Genomic DNA, 19,133 nt, shown 5'->3' on the forward strand with positions numbered 1-19,133 from the left:
CATGCGGGTCGGCGGTTGAGGTATTCTGTTATGGAGGGGCGAGGCGAGAAGCATGGCCGAACGCGGTGGTCTTGCGCGACATCGCGCCGAGCGTGCGGGCGAATCTTCGAGTCGCAGATCCGAGATCATCGATGCGGCCGAGGCGTTGTTTCTTGAGCGCGGCATCGCGGCCACGACCGTCATCGACATTGCTCGGCACGTCGGCGTGACTCGGACCACGTTCTATCGCTACTTCGAGGGGCGCGACGAGTTGGCCTTCGAGGTTGCCGGGCGGATGATCACGAAGCTGGCTACCAAGGCCCGGGGGGCAGTGCCCGCGGGAGCGGGGCCAGTCGAGGCCGCCAGGGCCGCGCTCGGGTCGCTGATCACGCATTTCGAGCACAACAGCGATGCCCACCGGTACCTCACGCTGTTGGACAGCTACAGGCCGTTCCGCAGCATCGGCGAGGAACACCAGCGTCGTTATACGTCTCGCTCGCGTGAGGCCTTCAACCTAGACGTGACGTTCGCGGACGATGCCCTTGATGATGAGGCCGCCGAGCGGCTCGTGGCCCTCACGGGAGTGGTGATGGGCGTGCTTGGTCGATTCGCGATCAAGCGTGAGATCCTCGGCCGCGGACCGGTCGCATTGCAGAAGCGGCTCGAATACCTGGAGGAACTCGTGCACAACTACTTCGACACGATCGTCACGCCACTGGCCGGGCCGCCCGCACGTAGTTCCCGCTGATGACCTGAGCCACCCTGAGGGATTGTCGGAGCGGTGTGCCGTGGGTCTCGCGCGGTCAGCTTGCTTGACTCCGGGCGGCAGTGGACGAGGAGCCGGATATCCGGTGCGACTTCCGCCGAGATTGCTGCCGCACCTGCTGGCACGAATCCGTGTGCTGTCCCGGGTCACACTTGACGCGTTGGCGCCGGCAGCTGCGTGACAGTTCGGGACGGGCTCGGGACGCAAGTCGACTGGGTCCGCCGCAAAGCACGGTTTCGGCGTTCGACGACGCCCGCGTGTTCGAGAATCCCGAAGGGCGGCAGCCACTGCTCGGCGACCTCTCCCACGAGCGCGTCGGACACAGCGTTCCTGAGTGCGGCGGGTGCCCCGATCATCGCTCCCTCACCTGCCCCGCGGCATCGTTCTCGCCATCAGTGAGTGTCACGAGGCGGACGATCTCAATGTCGGGGATCTCCATCGCGGTGGGGATGAGGCAGCCCATGTGAGTCACGGTCATGAGGTCGGCGTATTCGTCGCGACATTGGCTTTCGCTTAACTGGGCGCCGACTCCTTGCGCAACACCCCCTCGGGCTTGGCCATCGACAACGGTGGGCGGCACGGGTCGGGATGTCGTCTTTGTGGAGCGCATGTCGGCCGGCGGCTGCCCGGCGGCCGTCGTCGCGAGACCGGACCCCCGCACCGGCCGAGCTCGCGGCCGCCGACGACGCGGACTGGCGCCTCACACGACAGCTGCCCGCCATTGCTGCTGGCACGGTGACGACCACGCTGCCCGCTCACGGCATACCGCACTGGCACCAGCCCGGTCCTGATCGCCGGCGCGCCCTGATCGAGGCGTTGCTCGATTCCTGCGCCTCCCCCGCAGACGCGGATCGGTATGTCGCGCAAACGCCCGAGGCGGCAGTCATCGGAGCCACCGAGATGGCGGGTGACCTCTCCCGCTGGAACCCGCGACGCTTGAAGGCCTACGAAGCTGTCGCCAACCACCGTTTCAGCTTCACCACTCTTGCGGTCGAGCCCGATGTCTGGGGAGCATGCGGTGCCGGCCGCGGAACAGTCGAGAGGAACCTCGCCGCCACTTCAGAGTAACAGTATGTTACGCCTGAGTGACATGCTGTTACATTCTCAGGGCGTCCTAAGCCCTTTTCGGTATTTCTGGAGAGATGAATGGTGAATCCCCCTTGGCCCCTCGTTGAGCGCCGCAAGCCCACCCACGCCGGAGCCCGGACCGATGTGAGTACGCGGGCGTGCCGTGGGACCGGCCGGCGGCGCTTCGCGGTTGCGCTGGTGCTGGCTCTGGTCGCGGCGATGCTGACGGCTCCGGGCGCGCACGGCACCACGCCGTTGACCGCTTTGTTCGAGGACGTGCCCACCTCCCACGACGGCACCGAGTTCAGCCTCACTCTGAAGTTCACCGTCGAGCCTCTTTTGAGCTATGAGACTCTGCGCGACGACGCGCTCTTGGTCGCCGGCGGCACCGTCGCGTCGGCGAGCCGCGTGGCCGCCGGCCACGACGACCGCTGGAACATCACCATCGCGCCCTCGGTCGACGACAACGGCGACCCCACCGGCGAGAACGTCATCGTCACCTTGAGAGTCACCGCGTCATGTGAGGATCTCGGCGCGATCTGCACCTCCGACGACCAGCCCCTGACCAACGCCGACGAGATCGAGGCCCGCATCCCGGGACCCGACAGCGCCAACGATCCGCCTCCGGCAGTCACCGTGCCGGCCAGTCCGACGGGTCTGAGCGACGATTCGGTTTCCCATGACAGCGTCACGTTGAGCTGGGACGACCCCGTCGATTCCTCGATCACGGGCTATCAGGTGCTCAGGCGCAACCGCGACGGCGACGACTATGGAGACGGCAGCGGCGCGCCCGAGTTCGAAGTCGTCGTCGACGACACCGGGTCGGCCGACGCGTCCTACACCGACACCCAGACGAGTCCTTCCACCAGGTACGTCTACCGCGTCAAGGCCCGCAACGCCCAAGGGCTCAGCGACCAGTCCGGCTATCTCAACGTCGACACACCCGCCCAGCCCGACGATGCTCCCGTCGACTCTGGCGCAACCGAGGACTCCGATGACTCAGGTGGCTCTGAGGAGACTAAGGAGACTGGCGATTCGGGGGATGACTCCAGCACCGCGGAGACAGGTGCCCCTCAGAGATCGGCGAGGGGGCCTCGATCCACCATCACCCCGAAGACCGGCGTAACCCCGAGGCAGAACTCGGACGACTGCTCCAGCGGCACGGGAACGAGCTGCACGATCGCGATCGGCACGCCCAAGAGCGGCAGCATCGAGACGGCGGGCGACGTCGACGTGTTCAAGATGCGACTGGCGACCAACACCATGTACACCGCGACCGTGGACGGCGGCAGCGGCGACGCCAAGCTGGGCAGCACGGCCCAACTCAAGTGGCACCACCCCAACCTCGAATTGATTGTCTTATCCCCTGCGGCGACCACCGTCGACATCAACACCGCGTACGCACTGAACCCCGGGTCGTCCGGCAGCCTCGACACCACCGAGGGCAGCCCCACCCGTTACAAGCGGGTGATCACGATCTACGTCGAAGTCGGCGGCAGCGGCGGCGCGACGGGCACCTACACCGTCACCGTCGCCCCCAAGGCCGACGACTGCAGGGCCGGCACGAACACCACCTGCGCATTCGAGGAAGCCGGCGGCGCTGTTGGATACACCAACATCGAAAGGCCGGTATTCCGTGCGGAAGGCAACATCGAACGCAGCCAGGACGTCGACTGGTACAGAACGCCCACGCTGCTCGTCGGCAACGAGTACGTGATCGCCGTCACGAGCGAAGTCTTCGGAGACAACACCCAAGCCCACGCGGTGAAAGACCCGCAGATCGTGGGCTTGTACACCGGCAGCGGCACAAAGATTCCCTTCACCGCCAACCGGGACCAAGGATTGCGCAGGGCTGGGATCGGCTACGTGGACTACTTCAGGCGATTGTCCCTGAACCGGCAGGGCGAAATTGATCAGGCAAGTGCGGAGCACATCCGGCCCCTGCAACCCCACTACCCGAACGGTGCGTTCGTCGATGCTGTGATGACGCTGACCCCGGGGCGCAGCCGCGAGTACTTCGTGGGTGTCGGCAGTGAACTGGCCCTGACGGGCAGCTACGCGGTCAACTTGTACAGAGTGAGTCGAACTCAGCTCTTTACGGACCCCCAACAGTACTCAGTGCGAGGCAGCGGGAATCTTGGATCCCGTCAAGACGAGCCCAACACGCCAGGGGATACAACATCATTCGTATTCTACGATCCGGGATTCAGCGGCGCTTCCGTCGGCGGCGTCATCCAAACCTGGAAGAGCCGCGAGTACAGGGAGGCTGGGTTTGGCGACCGTCTTGGGATCGGGGCGGAGAACGATCACGACTGGTTCGATACATATCTGAGAAGCGGCAGAAGATACGAGATCACCCTGGAAAGCCGAGAAATATTCGACCAAATCATCTCCCGCAATCCGCGCGTGCACAGAAGCTTCCCGTCAGGTCTGCAGCTGATGGGAGTGGTGCGAGACAACGGCCTGTCAATCGTGCCGGGCACCCAAGTTCCCTTCACAAAACGCCTGGAATTCACAGTTCCCACGACCGGCGACTACTACATCGTCGTGGCCGGCATAACGAACCTCTACAACATCAACTTGAGCGGGCACAGCAGCGAATACAGGGCCACGGACATGTTCAAAGGCCACAAATTGTCGCTCGAAGGGGGTCACTACCAGCTGAGCATCAAACGACTGTCGTAGTGCCGACCGAGGTCGGCCGCTCAGCAGCGCCAACCCACAAGTGACCAGTCCGGGGACGCTCGCGCAGCAAGACGCCGCGGCTCACGGCTGCCTCGCCGCTCCTGAAGGCCAGCCGGACGTCCTCGCCAGCGGACACCTGCCGTCCGACGAGCGGGTCGTGTGCCGATGGCCATGGCCGCGGGATGCTGTCCAAGCAGTGTCAGAAAGCACCGCTGGGTCGAGGTGCTCATGGAGGTACTCACATGACAAGGCAGGCTGCACGATCTCAACAACGCAGCGGGTTCACCTTCCTGCTGGGGGCGGGCTTCTCGAAGGCGGTCGACCCGCGGATGCCGACCACCGCTGAGATGTTGGTGGGCCTCAAGGAAGCCGCGCTTGACGAGGACTGGCCGTTTTCGGTCGAGTCAGGCATCGAGCGTTTCGACGACCTGGAGTCGTGGTTCGATTCGGCGGCCGTTCCGCAGCCCTACTGCAGCGACTCAGAGAACAGTTCCGCTCACGGAGTGTTCCAGCGAGCGACACAGTGGATCGCGAAGCACATCAGCGACATCGAGCTTCAGATCGTGCGCGAGCCGAATCCTGCTGAGTGGCTGTCCGAGTTTTTGGAGTTCGTCGACCGCGAGCGTTCTCATCTGACCACGCTGAACTACGACACCGTCGTTGAGCGCGCCTGGAGCACCGGCAGCGACGACTGGCAGGTCGATCTCCGCCTTGGAGCGCCGCGGCGCCTGTCAACCTTGGTGACACAAGTTTGTTGGTGATTTGGTGGGTGCTGGTGGTCTTCTTGGGTGGGTTGATGTAGACGATCTCGGGGAGTTCGGTTGGGGTTGGCCGGCCTGCGACGAAGCGTTCGGGGTGGGCGGCGAACGCCTGGTTCAGGACTTGGGTGCGGTGTTGGCGGATCTCGGCGGCGGTGCGGTGGTAGACGCTGGCGGGAGTGCGGTAGCCGATGCCGGAGTGGCGGTGCTGGTAGTTGTGCCATCGCGAAGAAGCCGACGCTGAAGGCTCGGGCGTCGTCGATGCCGGCGAACCTGCCGGGGAACTGTGGCCGGTATTTCATGGTGCGGAACTGCGATTCGGAGTACGGGTTGTCGTTGGGGGTGCGGGGCCGGGTCACCGATCTGGTGATCTCCAGGGTGGCGAGCAGCTGAGCGACTGGTTTCGCGGCGGGGACGCCTCGGTCGGAATGGATCGTCAACGCCTTGGGGTCGACGTCGTGGCGGGCGACGGTCTCGTCGATGAGGCGGCGGGCGAGCTGGGCGTTCTCGACGGTGGCGAGCATCCAGCCCGGCACGTAGCGCGAGAACAGGTCCAACAGCACGCAGACGCAGAAGAAGTTCCGTTGGCGGGGCCGCGCAGCCCGGTGATGTCCCATGACCAGATGTCGTTGGGGGCCTGCGCGGCGAGCTCGGGGCGGGACCTCGGAGGGTGGGCGGCCTGGCGGCGGCGCTCGATCACGGTGCCATGGGCGGCTCGCAGGAGCCGGTACATCGTGGCTGGTGACGCCAAGTAGCGGCCCTCGTCGAGCAGGGTCGCCCACACCGTGGTCGGGGACTCGTCCACGAACCGGTCCGAGTGCAAGACCTCGAGCACCTCGGCCCGCTCGTCGTCGCTGAGCGCTCGGGGATGGGCTGCCCGGCGCCGCTCGATGACCGCGGCCGAGTCCGGTTCGGGTCGGCGTCGCCGGCACTGCGTCGCCCGGGACCGGCCTGGACGCGACGCACCGACAGCTCCAAGCCCCCGCATGCAGCACCGGTGCTCCATCCCGCGGCCTCAGCGCGCCCGACCAGGCCCAGCAGTGCTGCCTTGTCGGCCGCGTCCACCCTGGCAGGGACCCGGCCGCTCAGCCCCAATGCCCTTTTCCCTCCAACAGCGTCAGCCGCACCGCCATCTCCGCCAACGCCGCACGAAGACGCTCCGCCTCGGCCCGAGCCTGTTCCAGCTCCACATCGCGCACCGAGTCCCGACGCCCAGCACAGCACACGCCGCCGTTGTCGCCATGTGCGCTTCGAGCTCAGCAACGGCGGGCGCGATCACGGCTTCGACCTCGGATCGGTGTCCGCGCTCTTGGAGAGCTCTTCGGAGAGCGCCGAGACTTTTCCCTGCGCCTCGATCACCTTCTCGGCGGTCCCCAGACGCTGCCGGCCACGCTCATTGTCGGCCTCCAACGCGGCAATGCGATGATCCCGGGGACGGCGTCGGGACCGGACCGGCCGCGCTTGTTGCTGAGCCCCTCGACCGCGCCAGCAGCAGCCTGCTTGCGCCACTCCGAGATCAACGACCAATACAAGCCCTCCCGGCGCAACAACGCGCCCTTCTCCCCATCGGGGATGTGTTGCGGCTGAGTTTGTGTCGCTGGTGGCGGTTGGTTTCAGCCTGCATGGGAGGGTTCTTGACCGGGCGTTGAGGGGTTCTGTTGAGTATCGAGCCTGGTGTGAAGAGGAAGCGGTTCTTGGCGCCGCAGGAGAAGTACGAGCAGCCTGCTTGCGCCACTCCGAGATCAACGACCAATACAAGCCCTCCCGGCGCAACAACGCGCCCTTCTCCCCATCGGGGATGTGTTGCGTCTGACTTTGTGTCGCTGGTGGCGGTTGGTTTCAGCCTGCATGGGAGGGTTCTTGACCGGGCGTTGAGGATCTGGATGCTGCTCGTGCTCGTGCGTGGGGAGACCACGGTGAGCGAGGCGGCCGATCGGGCGCGTGTGGACCGGTCGACGGCAGCGAAGCTGCGCGAGGTGGCGCGGCAGGGCGCGCTCGATGTGCTGGCGCGGTCGCGTCCGGGCCGGCGGGACAAGCAGCGAGATGTGGAGGCCGAGGCGGCGGGGGCCGAGGTCGAGCGTCTGCGCACAGCGTTGGCCGAGATGGCGGTGAGGTTGACGTTGGCGGAGGGAAAAGAGCGTTGGGGCTGAGTGGCCGGGTCCCGCGTCGGGTGGATGCGGCCGCCAAGACAGCGCTGATGGATTTGGTCGTGTGTGCCGAGGCGGCCGGGTGGAGCACCCGGGCGGCGTGCGTGCGCCTGGAGCTGTCCCAGCGCCGCCTCGAGCGGTGGCGTGGCCGCGTCGCGAGCGGTGAGGGCCTCGACGACGCGGCGCCGGTCGGGGGCGCGGTCCACGGGCTCACCCCCGATGAGCAAGACGGGATCGTGGCGGTGTTCAACGAGTGGGGCGACATCGACTCATCGCATCGCAAGCTCGCTCACCGGGGGTCGTGGCTGGGTCGGTTCTGGGCCGACCCGTCGGGCGTGCGACGGGTGCTCGAGCGCCGCGACCTGCGCTTTCGCGGTCCCAAGCGGCATGCACGCTCGCCTCGCAGGCCGTGGCCGGCGTGGGTCGAGCAAGCCCCGAACCGGATCTGGACCTGCGACACGACGCATTGGACCCGAGCCGGGGCGGCCACCACGGTGATCTGCGACGTGATCTCCCGCAAACCGATCGCCGACGTCACTTCGGCCGATGAGACCAGCATCGAGGTCCAGGCTGTGTTCAACCGGGCACTGCGCGCAGAAGGCCTCGATGACGTCATCGAACAGCGCAACCCCCAAAGCACCCCATGGGACCCCGACTCCGACGGAGTGCCGGTGCTTTTGGTGATGTCGGACAACGGCCCTCAGATGCGCTCGGGGACGACACGGGAGTTCATGGCGCTGTGCTGGCTCGCCACCCACTACGGCCGGCCCGGCACCCCGACCGGCCAAGCCTGGATCGAGAGCCTGTTCGGGCACCTCAAGACCGAACAGCCCCACCTCGAACTCATCGACGACATCGACGTGCTCCGCGCCGAGCTCGAAATCCAACGCGAGCGCTGCAACACCATCCGACTGCACGCCGGCATCGGCTACCTCACCCCCGACCAAGAACACCGCGGCCAAGGAGACACCATCCGAGCCGCCCGACGCGACGGCCTCGCCCGAGCCCGCCGACAACGCATCGCCTACCATCGAAACCACCCACCCCGAGGACCCGAACATGCGGGCTGAATCCCCCAGCCGAAGCGACATCACGTCAGACACACGTCAGTCGGTGTCCAGAACGACTGGCAGGGGGGCACGTACAACCTGTTCGCGGACGATGTGACCGACGGTGTTCCCGACGACTGCGGCCAGGACGCGGCGTCGGCGTGCTCGCTGAGCGTCCCGGGCTCGAAGCGGGGCAACTTCGAGGTCGACGGCGACTCGGATTGGTTCGCGGTGGATCTGGCAGCGAACAAGACGTACCGGTTCAATCAGACTGGCGTGTCGATCGGGTTCGGCCCGGTGACGGGGGTGACGCTGTGGGATCCGAAGATCCTCAGGATCTACGACCAGCACGGGATACGGTTAGCGGGCACATCTGGCGGCAACAGCTGGTCGGGCGATCTGGAGGCAGAGGTGGAGTTCGCGCCGCTGGTGTCGGACACCTGTGACCTGACCGCGGGCGCTGTCGTCGATAGGGGGCCCAATGGCGTGGGCACGTATCGGTTGTCGGTGAGCAAGGTGGGCAACGCGCCGCCGCCGCCGGACGACTACCCGGGTGACGACTCGACGTTGGGGTCGGTGCTGGTGGGCGAGTCCGAGGACGGCGAGATCGACTTCCGCGACGACCGGGATTGGTTCCAGGCGTGGCTGGTGGGCGGCGCGGAGTATGCCATCACCGTGGAGGGCACAGGATCGGACGCGCTAGACGACCCGCGGCTGGGCGGTGTGTACGACTCGCGGGGCAGGATCGTGTCCACCGACGCCGACGGCTGCTGCCTCGTCGACGCCGACGCCGACGAGGCATGGACCGGCACCTGCGCCCTCACCGTCAACAATGCCCAATGACAGACCGCACCCAGACCAGGACCCTGCACGGTGGTCGTCGCCCGTCGGATGCCATGAGTGACGCGGCCACCCAGCCCGCGGAGTCCGTTGCTGCTGCCCGGGTGGTGGGCGCGGTCAAGATCTACGGATCGGGCGAGACCGAGGTCCGAGCCCTCGACAATGTGGACATCACTTTCGAGAGAGGGTGCTTCACCGCGATCATGGGCCCGTCGGGGTCGGGCAAGTCCACGCTCATGCACTGCATGGCCGCTCTCGACGACCTCACCGAGGGCCAGGCCTTCATCGGCGACACCGATCTGAGCACCCTCTCCGACAGAGAGCTGACCAGGCTGCGCCGCGACCGGCTGGGGTTCGTCTTCCAGGCTTTCAACCTGGTTCCCACGCTGACCGCCATTGAGAACATCACCTTGCCAATGGACCTGGCCCGGCGTGAGCCCGACCGGGAGTGGGTGGACAGCGTGATCGCCACGATGGGCCTGGGCGACCGTTTGGCCCACCGGCCCAACGAGCTGTCCGGCGGCCAGCAGCAGCGGGTGGCGTTGTCAAGGGCGCTGGCCAGCAAGGCGGAGATCATCTTCGCCGATGAGCCCAGCGGCAATCTTGACTCCCGGTCTGGAACCGATGTCATGCGGTTCATGCGCCAAGCGGTGGACGATCTGGGCCGGACCGTCGTGATGGTCACCCACGACGTCAAGGCGGCGTCCTACGCCGATCGGGCAGTGTTTTTGGGTGACGGGAGCCTCCGAGGCGAGATGCTCAACCCCACCGCCGTGGAGATGCTCGACTACATCAAGATCCTGCAAGTGGGCCACTTCGTCCGGAGCACACCCGGGGGGGCCACGATGGACGAAGTCCTGGAATTCATGGAGGACATGGATGATTGATGTCGGGCCATGTCAGGGGTATCCCCCACGCCGGTGCGTCCTGATTCGGTAGCGGTCCGATGACCTTGCTACGCTTCAGCGTCCGCGGCATCGCGGGCGCCAAGGTCCGGTTTGCGATGACCACGCTGGCGGTGGTGATCGGGGTGGCCCTTACCGTCGGTGTGCTGATCGCCACCGACGGCCTCCGCGCGTCTTTCAATGACTTGGCCGAGAGGCTCCACGAGAACGTCGACCTCTCGGTCCGTTCCCAGTCCGAAGCGGGCGACCTCATGGAGGACTTGCCCCTGCTCGATCCCTCGGTGAAGGAACAGTTGGAGGCGATCGACGGGGTGGAGAGGACCTCGGGCGCGGTGTTCGAGTTCGGAACCGTGGCTATCAACGCCGACGGCAACGCCCTCGATCCCGGATTCGGCCGTCAAATCGGGCGCGGCTGGCCCGAGGACGAGTCGTTGGCCACGTTCTCCGTGCTAGACGACGGCGTCAGCCGCCGGCCCGCAGGGCCCGACGAGTTCGCCATGGACCACCACACCGCCGCTGACCACGGCTTCCAGATCGGCGAGCGCTACCAGGTCTCCACCCCGAGCGGCACTCACTCGTTCGAGCTGGTCGGCTACTACTACTTCTTGGAACCCGACTACCGGATTGCGCTCCAGGGGGTCGCCTGGGACACGGATGTCGCCCGGCAGCTCCTGCACGGCGGCGGCGGCTTCGACCGCATCGACGTGGGGCTGTCGCCGGGCGCCTCGCTGCCGGCGGTGACTGCGTCCATCGAGCGCACCCTGGGCCCCTCCATCGAGGTCGTCTCCCAGCAGCAGCAAACCAATGAGCGTGGAGAGGAGTTCAGAGATGTCTTGGACCTTTTCCGCAACCTGTTGCTGGCGTTCGCCGTGATCGTGCTGGTCATCTCGGCGTTCATCACCTATAACACGTTCCTTGTGGTCATGGACCAGCGCGTCAGAGAGCTGGGCCTGCTGCGGGTGCTGGGGGCCGGCCGGCTCCAGGTAGCCCAGACGGTGGCGGTCGAGGCCCTGGTGGTGGGCGTCGTGGCCACCGTTGTGGGGTTCGGCCTCGGCGTTGTGGTGTCCAGGGCCATAGTGGGCGCGCTGGGGATCGCAGGCGCTCAGATGCCGCCGACCGATGTGATCATCGACGGGGGGACCATCCTCGCCGCGTTGGTGGTCGGCATCGGCGTGACCCTCATCGCCGCGATCTGGCCGGCCGTGCGGGCCCGCCGGGTGACGCCCATGGCGGCGCTGGCCGACGGCGCCGACATCGACCCCTACGACCGGGGCCGGTCGATCGTCATGGGATCGGTGTTCGGCGGGGCGGGGCTGGTGCTTCTGGTGGTGGGCCTTCTGTCCGATCCCCCGACATTCCTGCTCGTAGTGCTGCTTGGCGTGGGAACGCTGTTGGTGCTGCTGGGCGTGAACATCGCCAGCCCGGCCATGGCCCGGCCGATCTCGCTCTTCTTGGGGTGGCCCGCGGCCCGGAAGTTCGCAATCAGCGGGCGTTTGGCCCGGCTGAACGCGGCCCGCAACTCTCGCCGCACCGCTACCACCGCAGCCGCGCTGATGATCGGGCTGTCCATGGTGTCGCTGGTCACCGTGCTGGGCACGTCGTTCAAGCAGACCCTGTACGACCAGTTGGAGGACTCGGTGCAGGCCGAATGGATGATGTGCGTCGGCGAATGCGGCAGCGGCGAGTCGGAGTTCAGCTCGGAGGCCACTCGGAAGATGGCCGCGTTGCCCGAGCTGGAGTCGGTGGAGGCCTTCCGGTTCCGAAACGGCGGGGTGCGCACCACCGACGGCGAGCAGCATGTGCTCACCGCCGCCAGCCTCGCCTCGTTCTCCCGCCATGTGGAGCCGGACATCGTGTCCGGCAGCCTGGCACGGGCCGGTCCCGGCGACGTGATGGTCCACGTTGATGACGCCGACGAACTCGCCCTAGCGGTGGGCGATCAGGTACGCCTGCAGTTTCCCGGCAGGCGCGAGGCGAGCTTCAACGTGGTGGCCTTGTTCGCTGAGGACTCGGTGCTGAGCTCCTGGGTTATCGACCTCCAAGACTGGGACCGCTACATAGTCGGCGACCAGGACAGTCTGGCCACCGCCGTCACCACCACGGGGGTCAGTCTCCAAGAGGCTCGGGCCGCGCTGGAAGCGGCGCTCACCGACTACCCGCAACTCGACGTGCGGAACAGGGCCCAATACCGCGAGAGCAGGATCACGCAGGTCGACACCTTGCTCGCGGTGATCAACGTGTTCCTGGTCATCGCGCTGCTGATCGCGGTGCTGGGCATCTCCAACACCATGGCTCTGTCGGTGTTCGAGCGGACCCGGGAGCTGGGGCTGCTGCGAGCCGTGGGCATGGACAGATGGCAGATCTGGAGCGCGATCGTCTTGGAGGGGGTCATCGTGGCTGTCTTCGGCGGGCTGGTCGGCATCGCCACCGGGGTGGTTGCGGGCTTGGTCGCCGCCGTGGCCATCCCCGGCTACATCATCTCTGCCCTTGCCGTGCCGTGGGCCACGCTGGCGATCTACCTGCTGGTCTCGGCCGCAGCCGGGCTGATGGCCGCCGTCTTCCCCGCCCGCCGGGCCAACCGCCTCGACGTGCTTGAGGCCATCCACCGCCAGTAAGAACCCGCAATACGGGCACCACTAGCCCTGATTATTCACCAGAATTGTGGCCGGGGGGTGTGCGCGTCCGTGGAAAAGCCTTTCTGACCTGCAACGATGTGTGTTCTTGATGCACACGAGTTGCAGAAAAGAAAGGCATCTCCGAGGTGAACGCTAACAGTGTCGCGAAGTTGTGGATGACCGGGGGCGCGAAGGGCGTCGCGGCTCATGCCGGTCTGTTCGTTCTGGGGGGTTTCGCGGACTCGCTGGGCTTGGGCGCAGCCTTGTCGGCAGCGTTCGGGCGTCGCGGGGAGCGCGCGCCGGCCCATGACCGGGGCACGGTGCTGACTCATGGGCTGTTGATGCTCGCGGGCGGCGGGGAGTCGTGCAGCGACATCGAGCATCTGCGTGCCCAGCCGGATCTGTTCGGGGACGTCGCGTCGGACTCGACGCTGTACCGGGCGCTGCGCGACATCGACTCGTCGACGCTCGCCGAGGTGTGGGCGGCGGCCGCCGACGTGCGCGCCCGGGTGTGGCACGCCCGCAACGGCGACGCCGTTTCGTCGGGGCCGCTGATGCTCGACGTCGATTCCACGCTGGTGGAGGTGCACACCGAGACCAAGCAAGGCGCCGCGCCCCATTACAAGGGCGGGTTCGGGTTCGGTCCGATGCTGTGCGCGACCGGCGACGGGGAGCCGCTGTGGATCGCGCAGCGTCCCGGCAACGCCGCCGCGAACAACATCGCGAACCACCTCGAAGTGCTCGACGGCGCCATCGCGCAGCCTCCCGCCGCAGTCGCTTCGGGGCATCGGCCCGGCGACGATGCGGCCTCGGCGCATCGAGACATCTGGCTGCGGGCCGATTCGGCGGGCTGCTCGAAGAACCTCGCAACCGCCTTGCGGGACCGAAACGTCGTGTACTTGCTGACCGCGCGGTCCAACGAGGCGATCACCGCAGCCATCGCGACGGCCCGCACCGATCCCGACATGTGGCGGCCCGCGGCCCGCAACCCCAAGCAGCGACGCTGCCGCGCCCAGGTCGCCGAGCTCACCGCTAGCGTCGACCTCGCCGAGTGGCCCACGGGCACAAGGCTGATCGTGCGACGCGAACCGTTCCACCCCGGCGCGCAGCGCACGCTGTTCGAGTCCTCGTCCTGGCGCTACTGGGGATTGGTCACCGACGCCCAAGGCCACCCCGTCGAACTCGACAAAATCATGAGACAACACGCCCGCGTCGCCGACACCGTCAAACGCCTCAAAGACTCCGGCCTGGCGCGCATGCCGTTCACCGACTGGAACGCCAACGCCGCGTGGACCGCGCTGACCGTGATCGGCCTCGCGCTCGTCGCCTGGTTCCAACAGCTTCGCCTGCACGGCGACCTCGCCAAAGCAGCACCCAAAACGCTCCGCTGGCAGCTGTGGCACACCCCAGCACGCATCACACGCTCCGGGCGGCGCACCACCCTGCAGCTCCCCGAGCGCTGGCCCGCAGCCAAAGCCCTGCTCGCCGCCCACAGCCACAACTGACACCAACACCGCGACCCCGACCGGCCGCCGAGCGATGACTTCGCACGCCCCTACACGCCCCGAACGCGTCCCCGGACCCCCAACGGAGCACCGAACCCCAAACACAGCCCCCACCGGAACCGAAAACACGGCCCGACGGCACACCCAAAACACCAAAACACCCGCTCAGGCATTCTCATGAATAATCAGGGCTAGCAGTCTTGCTGCGTCAGCGGCGACGGCAGCCCATTGATGATACGGGTGCTCTCGACGGAGACGTGGATGAGCGCTGTAGGGCTCGTCGGTGATTCCTGAGGGCTTGTCGTGTTTGTGGCGGAGGTTGCCGATCGCCCACTGCAAGGGTGACCGGCAGGCGAACGTGCAGTCGTGCGCGGTGTCGGGGATGCCGACGAGCCGGCAGCGGGCGTTGACCTCCAGCACGCTTCGGTTCTGTTTCTTGTCTGCACATTTGTCCCGAGTGGGCTTCTCGATCCGGTAAGCACCCGGATCAGCTCCAGAGCTGGCGGCGCTGCAGCGGGCTATCGACCGTGCATGGCTCACAGCCATAGTGCAACACCTTGAGCGATGATTCCAAGCGCGACGAGACCAAGCCCAAATTGCCGCCGTCGATCATTCGAAGCGATGCGGCGTCGCGACCTTTCGAGGCGTCGCTCGTGCTCGTCACGGGTGAACGGGTGTAGCGATTCTCCGTCAGGTTCCGTGAACTCTCTCACGATCTTGTATGACAACTCTGCTTCGATCTTGTTCTGGGAGGTGGTGATGTACAGAAGGATCACGCCGACGACTCCCAAGACGAGGCCTGCTGTGCCGATCACCGGCGCTGCCATCACGACTAGCCCTCCGGGTCGTCGACGGTCGGATCATGACCGATTCGCGTGGGATTCATAGCCCGTGGGAGATTACGGCAGAATTCGCGGATTCCTCCGCGCGACGCAGGACACGGATTCGCCCCCGCGTGCTCGCTCATCCCGTCAGCGTCCGTGCTCTGTCGCTGAGCCGCTGAAACGCTGCCGGATTCGTCGTCAGTGGTATCAAGCCCCTGGGTGCTGCTAGCCGTTCAGTCTGTCTTGGTGTCGGTGAACAGGTTCCGCGACATGTTGTGCCCAGGCGGTCCGTTGCCGGCGGTGAGGAGCATTCTCGGGTTGATTTTGTCGGGGTCGAGAATGGCGAGCCGGACCTTGTCGGTGCCTTCTTGGGACCAGCGCGCGACCGCCAGCGACCACAGGCAGTCGATCAGCACGCAAGCCACCGCGATGAGCTTGCTCGCCTGTTCGAATCTGATCCATTTCGTCTCGATAGTCCATTGCCGCGTCTTTGCGCCCTCGCTGTCCTCGTCGGTCGGCTGACGTTCCCAGTTCGTGTGGTTCAAGAACGCGATGCTCGGACCGTCTGCGATGGTCACCATGTCATCCGGGGTCGGTCCGAGGCTGAGCGATGCGTTGCTCTGAGAGATGAGCAGACCGTGCTTGATGGCGTTGTAGGGACGGCGGCCGTCGAGCCATTTGCGTGCGAGCACCTTCAGGATTCCTACCAGGTTGTCTAGGACCGCCAGTCGGTCCTCGTCGTCGGGCACTTCGGATTGCCCGAGCAGGAGGTAGCTGACATCGGATCGCATGGCGCGCTTGGTCTTGCGTGTGATGTGCTGCTCGACCAGCTCGGGCAGGTTGCGGTCCCGGTCCGTGACGGCCATCAGCGGGTGCAGCCAGTCGGCTGCGTCGACGAGGCCCGTATACAGCCTCAGCAGTGTTTCGAGGGCGTGATGCTGCAATGAGATCGTCTCAGTCTGGATGTACCACTGCAGCGGATCAGAGTTCGCTGACGGCGGGTCCGAGGCGGCGTCGTCGGTTTCGACGCTCGGAATCTGGATGTCCAGGCCGTGGAAGCTGACGCCCTCATTCGCCCACTCGACAAATTGCTCTCGGTGCTCGTTGACGGCGGCGAGCACGGCGAGGCGCGTGTTGAAATAGGTGCTGATCGAGCGCTCTTTGTAGAACTCGTCACAGTGAACACGCAGGCGCTCCAAGTCCTCATCGGACAGCTCTGCTGGGTCGGCCGCCATCGGGTTCCTTTCGCGGTTGAGGGTTGGCTTCAGTCGTCGGCTGGGAACACGCCGATCTCGACTCGGATCGCGTTGCAGAAATCGCACAGTGATGCCAAGGCAGCCACAGTCGTCGCACCGGCACTGCTCGCGAGTTGCAGCGCGTGGCGTCGGCAGTAGTGCGCTCCACAGGTGGGGCACTCATTCATCAGCCGCGTGCACACCGGGCGCTCGGGGAGCAACGCGATGCAGTGCTCGCATCGAATCTCGTAGCCCTTGAGGACTCCGGGGCCGTCCATGAAATCGACGGGATCGCAGTCGGTGACGATCAACGCATCTTCATCGCTCAACTCCTTGTCGCACACGCAGCAGGGCTCGCTCACAATGCGCGTACCCGTGCGCAGGCGAGGCCCTTGTCGGTCAGCAGGTTCAATCTTCGCAGCCATGCGATTCCTCCATCAGCGTCTGGCGGCGAGCCTCCCAGAGGGGTGTCACAGGTAACCCTCTCAGGCTGTCGAGTGCACCGCGCGGTGCGATGGCAACCTCGTTCGTCAATGCCAGCCAGCTCCTCCAACGGACGTGCTGAGCACAAACCAGCGCGGACCATGTCCAGATCGTCCACCGTGATCGGCATCTTGGCCATGCTGTCGGGAGAATCCGAATACGGGCAAGATGGCAGGCGCTATGTGGAACTCGATCCGCTACCACTGGGAGAAGTACCTGTTCTGGGCCGTGCTCGCCGTGCTCGCTGTCGGAGTCGCCCGATGGGACTGGCATCTGGCCACCTGGGACTGGCTGGGCGAGACCAACGGCGGCGAGACGAACAGCGCGACGTTTCGGAACTTCGGTCTGATCTTCTTGCCGCTTGTTGCGATCTATCTCACTTGGAGGCGGATCAAGGTCGCGGAGCGTGAATCGCGCACGTCGCGGGAGAACCTTCGCGTCGCGCGTGATGCACTCCAGATCAGTGAGAGAACGCGGTACCTCACCGAAGACAAGGATTGGGAAGAACTGCTCCACAACCGCTTCGCCGATGCGAGCGCACGACTGAGCAGCGACAGCGTCTCGGCTCGCCTAGGGGCGATCTACGAACTCCAAGCCCTGACTGCGCAAGACCCCCAGCAGCTGCACATCAGGACCATGAAGCTGCTGTGCGCGTTCGTGAGGTTCCCCTTGCCCGAACCTCGACTCGACGAGTTCCCGGACGACGACCCGTGCAGTGTGACGCTTCGCCCGGATGTGCAAGCTGCCATGGAGGTCATCGGCAGCCGCACCCCAGAACGCATCGAGTTGGAAGCCGACGCCGAATACATGCCGGACCTTCGGCAGGCGAACCTCGTGAGGCTGGAGCTACGCGACGGCAACCTGTCCAAGATCGACATGCGAGGCAGCAGATTCTGGGGAGCGGACCTGATGCGCGCTGACTTGTCGGGGTCGGAACTGCAATACACCGACTTCACCAGCCCATGGGTCGTCCGAGGCCAAGAACTGGCCGAGATCACCGGTCAGAAAGGCAATTTCGCTGAAGTCGGCAATGCAGTCATGCGCAGTCTCACCCTGCTCATCGGCACGAACTTCTCTGACGCCAGAATGCTGCAAGCGAACCTCAGCGGCGTCAACCTCCAAGGCGCGAACCTCGCCAATGCAGGTCTCCCCGAGGCCAAGTTGGCAAACGCAATCGCCTTGGAAGCGGAGGCAAGCTCTACCGGTGGTTGCAAGTGAGTTGAGTGTAGATGTCGGCGGCTGATGCCCAGTTGTGGAGTCGGCGGGGCATGTGGTTGAGGTTGTCCTCGATGACTGAGAGCCGCAGCTGCGCGATGTCGAGGCTGGTGCCTTTGGGGAGCCATCGGCGCAGCAGCGCGTTGGTGTGCTCGTTGGTGGGTCGCTGCCACGGCGAGCGCGGCTCGCAGAAGAACGCTTCGATGCCGAGCGCGGCTTCGATGTCGGCCCAGCGGGCCATCTCGCGGCCTTGGTCCCAGGTGAGGCTGCGCACGAGCGCGGCGGGCTGGCGAGCGAGCGCCGCGGCGACCGCGGCGGCGACCTGGGGCGCGCTGTAGCCGTGGGGCAGCGCTGCGGTGACCGCGTGGCGGCTGGTGCGCTCGGCGAGCGTGACCGCAGCGGTGAGGTTCGCTTTGGCGACGATGAGGTCGCCTTCCCAGTGGCCTGGCTGCGTGCGGTCCTCGACGTCGGCGGGCCGGTCGGCTATCGGCCGGTATTGCCCCAGCGGGCTGGGCTTTTGGGCCTGCGCGACGCTGCGCGGCCGACGGCGCCGGCAGCGCCGCGGCAGCTTCGCCCAGGTGCCCGCCGCCAGGCCGCTGCGCGGGTCGTTCGCGTAGCACGCCCGATAGATCGTCTCCGCGCACACGCTCATGCCCGCCTCGCGCAGGTCCGCCGCGGTCGCGTGCGGGGACCACCTCAGCTTCAAGCGCTCATCGACCGCGGCGGCCAGCACCCGATCGCGCGCCGGCTTGGGCGTTCGCTCTCGTCGCGCCCTCGCGCACGCCCACGCGTGCGCCGCGCGGGCGTCATAGGCCCCCCGCCCGCCGCAGCGGGCCAGCTCGCGATGCACCGTGGACCGGTCACGGCCCAGCCGCTGCGCTGCGTCCGCGACGCTGCGGCCCGCCCCCAGCGACGACTCGATGAACACCCGCTCATCCAAACTCAGCCTCGCTGCCATACTGGACACCTCCATCGGTCGGTTGCACGTGTTGGCAACGGTCATCATGACCGTTCACTTGCAACCACCGATGGAGTTCGCCGGACCTCTCCCGCTCGAAC

Annotated in this window: 18 protein-coding genes and 1 pseudogene; 11 read left to right on the top strand and 8 right to left on the bottom strand. The window is 66.2% G+C overall.

Features of this window, described 5'->3' with window-relative positions; genetic code table 11:
- The first annotated feature begins 52 nt into the window (after positions 1 to 52).
- Positions 53 to 727, top strand: a complete 675-nt coding sequence (locus ACPXYO_RS07755; protein ID WP_423918517.1) for a TetR/AcrR family transcriptional regulator — start codon at positions 53 to 55, stop codon at positions 725 to 727.
- Positions 728 to 1,097: 370 nt separating this feature from the next.
- Here ACPXYO_RS07755 and ACPXYO_RS07760 read toward each other — a convergent pair whose 3' ends face one another.
- The gene (locus tag ACPXYO_RS07760) at positions 1,098 to 1,355 is read right to left on the bottom strand and encodes a molybdopterin cofactor-binding domain-containing protein (protein WP_423918520.1); all 258 of its coding nucleotides are present in this window, start codon (positions 1,353 to 1,355) and stop codon (positions 1,098 to 1,100) included.
- A gap of 125 nt (positions 1,356 to 1,480) precedes the next feature.
- On the opposite strand from ACPXYO_RS07760, the gene ACPXYO_RS07765 reads away from it, so the two are divergent.
- The 3 genes from ACPXYO_RS07765 (at position 1,481) to ACPXYO_RS07775 (ending at position 5,259) form a co-directional block, all read left to right on the top strand.
- Positions 1,481 to 1,813 (top strand): hypothetical protein, encoded by a 333-nt coding sequence (locus ACPXYO_RS07765; protein ID WP_423918523.1) that lies wholly within the window; start codon positions 1,481 to 1,483, stop codon positions 1,811 to 1,813.
- Between the two features lie 78 nt (positions 1,814 to 1,891).
- Positions 1,892 to 4,498 (top strand): fibronectin type III domain-containing protein, encoded by a 2,607-nt coding sequence (locus tag ACPXYO_RS07770; RefSeq protein ID WP_423918526.1) that lies wholly within the window; start codon positions 1,892 to 1,894, stop codon positions 4,496 to 4,498.
- A 242-nt stretch (positions 4,499 to 4,740) separates the two neighbouring features.
- On the top strand, positions 4,741 to 5,259 hold the full coding sequence (locus ACPXYO_RS07775) for a hypothetical protein (RefSeq protein WP_423918529.1): 519 nt from the start codon (positions 4,741 to 4,743) through the stop codon (positions 5,257 to 5,259).
- Here ACPXYO_RS07775 and ACPXYO_RS07780 read toward each other — a convergent pair.
- From ACPXYO_RS07780 to ACPXYO_RS07790, 3 genes and pseudogenes are all read right to left on the bottom strand, one after another.
- Positions 5,145 to 5,873, bottom strand: coding sequence for a transposase (locus ACPXYO_RS07780; protein ID WP_423918532.1), 729 nt, complete (start codon positions 5,871 to 5,873; stop codon positions 5,145 to 5,147). The genes ACPXYO_RS07775 and ACPXYO_RS07780 overlap by 115 nt on opposite strands.
- 658 nt (positions 5,874 to 6,531) lie before the next feature.
- Positions 6,532 to 6,666: a hypothetical protein gene (locus ACPXYO_RS07785; RefSeq protein WP_423918534.1), complete on the bottom strand. Its 135-nt coding sequence runs from the start codon at positions 6,664 to 6,666 to the stop codon at positions 6,532 to 6,534.
- Positions 6,667 to 6,948: 282 nt separating this feature from the next.
- A pseudogene (locus ACPXYO_RS07790) lies at positions 6,949 to 7,047 on the bottom strand (transposase); the annotation flags it as partial.
- 92 nt (positions 7,048 to 7,139) lie between these two features.
- Between ACPXYO_RS07790 and ACPXYO_RS07795 the strand changes: the two are divergent.
- The 6 genes from ACPXYO_RS07795 to ACPXYO_RS07820 all read left to right on the top strand — a co-directional run bounded on the left by ACPXYO_RS07795 (position 7,140) and on the right by ACPXYO_RS07820 (position 14,317).
- Positions 7,140 to 7,406 (top strand): hypothetical protein, encoded by a 267-nt coding sequence (locus tag ACPXYO_RS07795; RefSeq protein WP_423918536.1) that lies wholly within the window; start codon positions 7,140 to 7,142, stop codon positions 7,404 to 7,406.
- A gap of 47 nt (positions 7,407 to 7,453) precedes the next feature.
- On the top strand, positions 7,454 to 8,473 hold the full coding sequence (locus ACPXYO_RS07800; protein WP_423918539.1) for an integrase core domain-containing protein: 1,020 nt from the start codon (positions 7,454 to 7,456) through the stop codon (positions 8,471 to 8,473).
- A gap of 93 nt (positions 8,474 to 8,566) precedes the next feature.
- A complete protein-coding gene (locus ACPXYO_RS07805) occupies positions 8,567 to 9,295 on the top strand; it encodes a hypothetical protein (protein WP_423918542.1) in 729 nt (242 codons plus the stop codon).
- A gap of 53 nt (positions 9,296 to 9,348) precedes the next feature.
- Complete coding sequence (locus ACPXYO_RS07810; protein WP_423918545.1) at positions 9,349 to 10,179, top strand: ABC transporter ATP-binding protein; 831 nt, start codon at positions 9,349 to 9,351, stop codon at positions 10,177 to 10,179.
- A 59-nt stretch (positions 10,180 to 10,238) separates the two neighbouring features.
- Entirely contained in the window at positions 10,239 to 12,812 is a 2,574-nt protein-coding gene (locus tag ACPXYO_RS07815) for an ABC transporter permease (protein WP_423918548.1), read from the top strand.
- A gap of 146 nt (positions 12,813 to 12,958) precedes the next feature.
- Positions 12,959 to 14,317, top strand: coding sequence for an IS1380 family transposase (locus ACPXYO_RS07820; protein WP_423918550.1), 1,359 nt, complete (start codon positions 12,959 to 12,961; stop codon positions 14,315 to 14,317).
- A 536-nt stretch (positions 14,318 to 14,853) separates the two neighbouring features.
- Here ACPXYO_RS07820 and ACPXYO_RS07825 read toward each other — a convergent pair.
- From ACPXYO_RS07825 to ACPXYO_RS07835, 3 genes are all read right to left on the bottom strand, one after another.
- Positions 14,854 to 15,144 (bottom strand): hypothetical protein, encoded by a 291-nt coding sequence (locus tag ACPXYO_RS07825; RefSeq protein WP_423918553.1) that lies wholly within the window; start codon positions 15,142 to 15,144, stop codon positions 14,854 to 14,856.
- A 230-nt stretch (positions 15,145 to 15,374) separates the two neighbouring features.
- Positions 15,375 to 16,376: a hypothetical protein gene (locus tag ACPXYO_RS07830; RefSeq protein WP_423918555.1), complete on the bottom strand. Its 1,002-nt coding sequence runs from the start codon at positions 16,374 to 16,376 to the stop codon at positions 15,375 to 15,377.
- Positions 16,377 to 16,405: 29 nt separating this feature from the next.
- Positions 16,406 to 16,801, bottom strand: coding sequence for a hypothetical protein (locus ACPXYO_RS07835; protein WP_423918557.1), 396 nt, complete (start codon positions 16,799 to 16,801; stop codon positions 16,406 to 16,408).
- 226 nt (positions 16,802 to 17,027) lie between these two features.
- On the opposite strand from ACPXYO_RS07835, the gene ACPXYO_RS07840 reads away from it, so the two are divergent.
- Positions 17,028 to 18,077, top strand: coding sequence for a pentapeptide repeat-containing protein (locus ACPXYO_RS07840; protein WP_423918560.1), 1,050 nt, complete (start codon positions 17,028 to 17,030; stop codon positions 18,075 to 18,077).
- Here ACPXYO_RS07840 and ACPXYO_RS07845 read toward each other — a convergent pair.
- Entirely contained in the window at positions 18,058 to 19,032 is a 975-nt protein-coding gene (locus ACPXYO_RS07845; RefSeq protein WP_423918563.1) for an IS30 family transposase, read from the bottom strand. The two genes, ACPXYO_RS07840 and ACPXYO_RS07845, sit on opposite strands and share 20 nt — an antisense overlap.
- Positions 19,033 to 19,133 lie beyond the last annotated feature (101 nt).

Source organism: Candidatus Poriferisodalis sp., assembly GCF_965237655.1.
Taxonomy (GTDB): Bacteria; Actinomycetota; Acidimicrobiia; order Acidimicrobiales; family Poriferisodalaceae; genus Poriferisodalis.